Annotated in this window: 5 protein-coding genes; 1 reads left to right on the plus strand and 4 read right to left on the minus strand. The window is 61.0% G+C overall.

What is annotated here, in order from left to right; all coding sequences use genetic code 11:
• From lpdA to AC1DLB_RS19995, 4 genes are all read right to left on the minus strand, one after another.
• Nucleotides 1–1,216: dihydrolipoyl dehydrogenase (gene lpdA / locus AC1DLB_RS19980; protein WP_477785506.1), on the minus strand; the 1,216-nt coding region annotated here is incomplete at its 3' end.
• 3 nt (nt 1,217–1,219) lie between these two features.
• Nucleotides 1,220–2,494: a dihydrolipoamide acetyltransferase family protein gene (locus AC1DLB_RS19985; protein ID WP_477742949.1), complete on the minus strand. Its 1,275-nt coding sequence runs from the start codon at nt 2,492–2,494 to the stop codon at nt 1,220–1,222.
• Nucleotides 2,495–3,553, minus strand: coding sequence for an alpha-ketoacid dehydrogenase subunit beta (locus AC1DLB_RS19990; protein ID WP_019648882.1), 1,059 nt, complete (start codon nt 3,551–3,553; stop codon nt 2,495–2,497).
• A gap of 1 nt (nt 3,554) precedes the next feature.
• Nucleotides 3,555–4,790, minus strand: a complete 1,236-nt coding sequence (locus AC1DLB_RS19995; RefSeq protein ID WP_477742950.1) for a thiamine pyrophosphate-dependent enzyme — start codon at nt 4,788–4,790, stop codon at nt 3,555–3,557.
• A gap of 185 nt (nt 4,791–4,975) precedes the next feature.
• Here AC1DLB_RS19995 and AC1DLB_RS20000 point away from each other — a divergent pair.
• The coding region (locus AC1DLB_RS20000) for a Bkd operon transcriptional regulator BkdR (RefSeq protein ID WP_017339472.1) at nt 4,976–5,463 on the plus strand (488 nt) is incomplete at its 3' end.

Below are 5,463 nucleotides of genomic sequence, written 5' to 3' on the forward strand. Positions count from 1 at the left end.
AGCCAATAATCAGATGATTGTCACGCCGCGCCACGACCCGCACGAAGCCACTTTTGGACTCCAGTGTCATCGCCCGGCCATTGGCGGCGAACGGGAAGCTGGACACGATGCAGTCCAGCCCCGCAGCCTTGGCCTCGTCCGGGGTCTTGCCGACCACCACCAGTTCCGGGTCGGTGAAACACACGGCGGCAATGGCGGTCGGGTTGAATTCGCGGTGTTTGCCGCTGATCAGTTCGGCAACCATCTCGCCCTGGGCCATGGCCCGGTGGGCGAGCATCGGTTCGCCGCTGAGGTCGCCGATGGCGTAGACGTTGCGCATGCTGGTCTGGCAACGGTTGTCGATCTTGATCGCCGAACCGTTCATGTCCAGGTTCAAGGTTTCGAGGTTCCAGCCCTGGGTGTTGGGTTTGCGACCAACGGCCACCAGCACCTGATCGGTTGCTAGATTCAGGATGTCGCCATTCGGGTCGCGAACTTGCAGGGAATTTCTTTGTGAGTCAAAACCTTCAACGCTGTGCTTCAAGTAAAGCTTCACATCGAGTTGTTTGAGTGCTTCGTRCACCGGATGGGTCAGTTCGGCATCGTAGGCCGGCAGAATACGATCCTGCGCCTCGACTACGCTGACCTCGGCGCCGAGCTTGCGATAAGCAATCCCCAGCTCCAGACCGATGTAACCGCCGCCGACCACAACCAACCGTTTAGGCACGCTTTTCGGCGCCAGGGCTTCAGTGGAGGAGATGATCGGCCCGCCAATCGGCAGCATCGGCAGGTTGACGCTTGTCGAACCGGTGGCCAGCACCAGGTGCTCGCACTGAATCCGCGTGTCGCCGACCTCAACGGTTTTACCGTCGATCACTTTCGCCCAGCCGTGGATGACCTGGACCTTGTGCTTCTTTAATAGCGCGGAGACGCCAGTGGTCAGGCGATCAACGATGCCGTCCTTCCACTCGACGCTTTTGCCGATGTCCAGGGTCGGCGCCGATACGCTGATGCCCAGCGCCGAGTATTGGYTGTGGTGCTGTGTCTGATGGAACTGTTCGGCGACGTGGATCAACGCCTTGGACGGAATGCAGCCGATGTTCAGGCAGGTGCCGCCCAACGATTGGCCTTCCACCAGAATGGTCGAAATGCCCAATTGACCGGCACGGATCGCCGTCACATAGCCGCCAGGGCCGCCGCCGATGATTAGCAGCGTAGTATTTAGAGTCTGTTGCATTCCTTACTCCACAAACAGCGTTGCGGGTTGTTCGAGCAAGCCACGAACGGCCTGGATGAATTGCGCCGCGTCCATGCCATCGACCACGCGGTGATCGAAGGAGCTGGAGAGGTTCATCATCTTGCGGATCACGATCTGGCCTTTGATCACCATTGGCCGTTCGACGATTTTGTTCACGCCGACGATCGCCACCTCCGGCAGGTTCAGCACCGGCGTGCTGACGATGCCGCCCAGGGCGCCGAGGCTGGTCAGCGTGATGGTCGAGCCGGACAGCTCATCGCGGCTGGCCTTGCCAGTGCGTGCGGCAGTTGCCAGGCGGGAGATTTCCGCGGCGTTGTCCCACAGGCTGCGGGCTTCGGCGTGACGCACCACCGGCACCATCAAACCGATGTCGGCTTGCGTGGCGACGCCCACATGCACCGCGCCGAGGCGGGTGATGACCTGGGCCTCGTCGTCGTAACGGGCGTTGATCTGCGGGAAGTCGCGCAGGGCCACGACCAGGGCGCGCACCAGGAACGGCAGCAAGGTCAGCTTGCCACGGGTCGCGCCGTGTTTTTCGTTCAGGTGCGCACGCAGCTCTTCGACGGCGGTGACGTCGATTTCTTCGACGTAACTGAAGTGGGCGGCACGCTGGGTGGCGTCCTGCATACGCTGGGCGATCTTGCGGCGCATGCCGATCACCGGGATTTGCTGTTCGTCGTTGCGCTGGGCGTAAGCGGCGGTGGCCGTCGATGCGTTCGACTGACCCTGAGCCAGATAAGCTTCGAGGTCTTCGTGCAGAATCCGCCCGGCAGGGCCGCTGCCACGCACCAGGCGCAGTTGAATGCCAAGGTCCAACGCATGCTTGCGCACGGCCGGGGAGGCCAGCGGACGTTCGTCGGCTTCGCGGGCGACCATCGGTCCTTGGCAAGCGGCAGCCGGACGCGGGGCCGCTGCAGCCGGTGCGCTTTCTACGACGGCTTCAACTTTCGGCGCCGCCACAGGTGCTTCTTTAACAACAGCCGCTGGCGCAGTCGATTCCTTAACGTTACCCGCGCCTTCGACTTCAATGCTGATCAGCACGCTGCCGACCGCCATGACTTCGCCTGGCTGTCCGCCCAGTGCAATCACCTTGCCGTTCACCGGCGAGGGGATGTCGACCATCGCCTTGTCGGTCATGACATCGGCCAGCACCTGATCTTCGACGACCATGTCGCCGACCTTGACGTGCCACTGAGACAATTCAACTTCTGCAATGCCTTCGCCAATGTCCGGCATTTTAATAACGTGCGTGCCCATTCAGACCTCCATAACCCGATGCAAAGCCGCGCCCACACGGGACGGACCAGGGAAATACGCCCACTCTTGCGCGTGCGGGTAGGGGGTGTCCCAACCGGTCACACGCTCGATTGGCGCTTCCAGGTAGTGGAAGCAATGCTCTTGCACCAGCGCGACCAGCTCGGCGCCGAATCCGCAGGTACGGGTCGCTTCGTGAACAACTACGCAGCGTCCGGTTTTCTTCACCGACTTGACGATGGTTTCCAGGTCCAGCGGCCATAGGCTGCGCAGGTCGATGACTTCGGCGTCGATGCCGGTTTCTTCAGCGGCGACTTGCGACACATAAACCGTGGTGCCGTAGGTCAGGATGGTCACGTCCTTGCCCGGACGGGTGATGGCGGCAACATCCAGCGGCACGGTGTAGTAACCGTCCGGCACTTGCGCGGCCGGGTGCTTCGACCATGGGGTCACCGGGCGCTCGTGGTGACCGTCGAACGGGCCGTTGTACAGGCGTTTTGGCTCGAGGAAGATCACCGGGTCATCGTTTTCGATGGAGGCGATCAGCAGGCCTTTAGCGTCATAAGGGTTGGATGGCATGACGGTGCGCAAGCCGCAGACTTGGGTGAACATCGCCTCGATGCTCTGGCTGTGAGTCTGGCCGCCATAGATGCCGCCGCCGCAGGGCATGCGCAGGGTCATCGGCGCGGTGAACTCGCCGGCCGAGCGATAACGCAAGCGCGCCGCTTCGGAAATGATCTGGTCCGACGCCGGGTACACGTAGTCGGCGAACTGGATCTCGGCCACCGGCCGCAAACCGTAAGCACCCATGCCCACGGCGACGCCGACGATGCCGCTTTCGGAGATCGGTGCATCGAATACGCGGGAGGTGCCGTACTTGGTCTGCAGGCCTTCGGTGCAACGGAACACACCACCGAAGTAGCCGACGTCCTGACCGAACACCACGACGTTGTCGTCACGCTCAAGCATCACATCCATGGCCGAGCGCAGGGCCTGGATCATGGTCATGGTGGTCGTGGTCATGGCGGTTTCCAACTGAATATTATTGTTGTGATCGTTCATGTCAGATCCCCAACTCCTGACGCTGGCGCTTCAAGTGCTCCGGCATCTCTTTGTAGACGTCTTCGAACATGGTCGCGGCGCTCGGAATCTGACCGCCGGCGAGGGTGCCGTACTGCTCGGCTTCTTTCTGCGCGGCGATCACTTCGGCTTCCAGTTCGGCGCTGACAGCGGCGTGTTCCTCCTCGGACCACTGACCGATTTTGAACAGGTGCTGCTTGAGGCGAGCAATCGGGTCACCCAACGGGAAGTGACTCCAGTCGTCGGCAGGACGGTATTTGGAAGGATCATCGGAGGTCGAGTGCGGGCCGGCACGGTAGGTGACCCATTCGATCATGGTCGGGCCGAGGTTGCGCCGCGCGCGTTCGGCAGCCCAGGCGGATGCAGCGTAGACCGCGTAGAAATCGTTGCCATCGACCCGCAGGGAGGCGATGCCGCAACCGACGCCGCGTCCGGCAAAGGTGGTGGCTTCACCGCCGGCAATCGCCTGGAACGTGGAGATCGCCCACTGGTTGTTGACCACGTTGAGGATCACCGGCGCACGGTACACATGGGCGAAGGTGAGGGCGGTGTGGAAGTCCGATTCAGCAGTGGCACCGTCGCCGATCCACGCCGAGGCGATTTTGGTGTCGCCCTTGATCGCCGAGGCCATGCCCCAGCCCACCGCCTGGACGAATTGGGTGGCGAGGTTGCCGGAGATGGTGAAGAAACCGGCTTCCTTGACCGAGTACATGATTGGCAACTGACGGCCCTTGAGCGGATCGCGCTCGTTGGACAGCAGTTGGCAGATCAGGTCCACCAGCGGCACTTCGCGGGCCATCAGGATGCTTTGCTGACGGTAGGTGGGGAAGCACATGTCGTCGATGTTCAGGGCCAGGGCCTGGGCGCTGCCGATGGCTTCTTCGCCGAGGCTCTGCATGTAGAACGACATTTTTTTCTGGCGCTGGGCGACCACCATGCGGTTGTCGTAGATCCGCGTCTTGAGCATGGCGCGCATGCCTTTACGCAGGATCTCGACGGGTACGCCTTCAGCCCATGGGCCGAGGGCATTGCCCTGGTCGTCGAGCACGCGAATCAGGCCTTTGGCCAGATCAGCGGTATCGGCCGGTTCTACGTCGATTGGGGGTTTGCGCACCGTGCCGGCATCGGTCAGATGCAGGTAGGAGAAGTCGGTTTTGCAGCCGGGACGGCCCGAAGGTTCGGGAACGTGCAGGCGCAGCGGTTCGTACGCTTGGTTCATGGCTTCTACGCTCGATCTTGTGAATTTCTTGTAGTGAGCTGGCAGTCATTCTTCGGTAAAAGAATTCTTGTCCTACAACAATCATAGGCCGGGCCAAGAAGAATATTTCTCTGTGTTTCGTTGCGCTGGAGGTCATTTGAGGATAAAAAATCTGCATAAACATAAAAAACAGGTGTTTTTGTCTCATGCGCAAACTGGACCGTACCGACATCGGCATTCTCAACAGCCTTCAGGAGAACGCGCGCATCACCAACGCCGACCTCGCGCGCTCGGTGAACCTGTCGCCCACGCCGTGCTTCAATCGGGTCAAGGCGATGGAAGAATTAGGGCTGATTCGCGAGCAGGTGACGTTGCTGGATGCCGACTTGCTGGGGCTGCATGTGAATGTGTTCATTCACGTCAGCCTGGAGAAGCAGGTGGAAGAGGCGCTGCAGCATTTCGAAGAGGCGATTTCGGATCGCCCGGAAGTGATGGAGTGCTATTTGATGGCCGGTGACCCGGACTATTTGATCCGCGTGCTGGTGCCGACCATCCAGTCTCTGGAGCGCTTCATGATGGACTTCCTGACCAAGGTGCCGGGGGTGGCGAACATACGTTCGAGCTTTGCGCTCAAGCAAGTGCGCTACAAGACGGCGTTGCCGTTGCCAGCCAACGGCCTGACCCTGGCCAATTG

It is taken from the genome of Pseudomonas sp. 05N434 (genome assembly GCF_056396965.1).

What these genes read in the sequence shown, in the direction of transcription:
- AC1DLB_RS19995 (WP_477742950.1), bottom strand. Translation starts at nt 4,790, where the DNA reads ATGAACCAAGCGTACGAACCGCTGCGCCTGCACGTTCCCGAACCTTCG.
- AC1DLB_RS19985 (WP_477742949.1), bottom strand. Translation starts at nt 2,494, where the DNA reads ATGGGCACGCACGTTATTAAAATGCCGGACATTGGCGAAGGCATTGCA.
- AC1DLB_RS19990 (WP_019648882.1), bottom strand. Translation starts at nt 3,553, where the DNA reads ATGAACGATCACAACAATAATATTCAGTTGGAAACCGCCATGACCACG.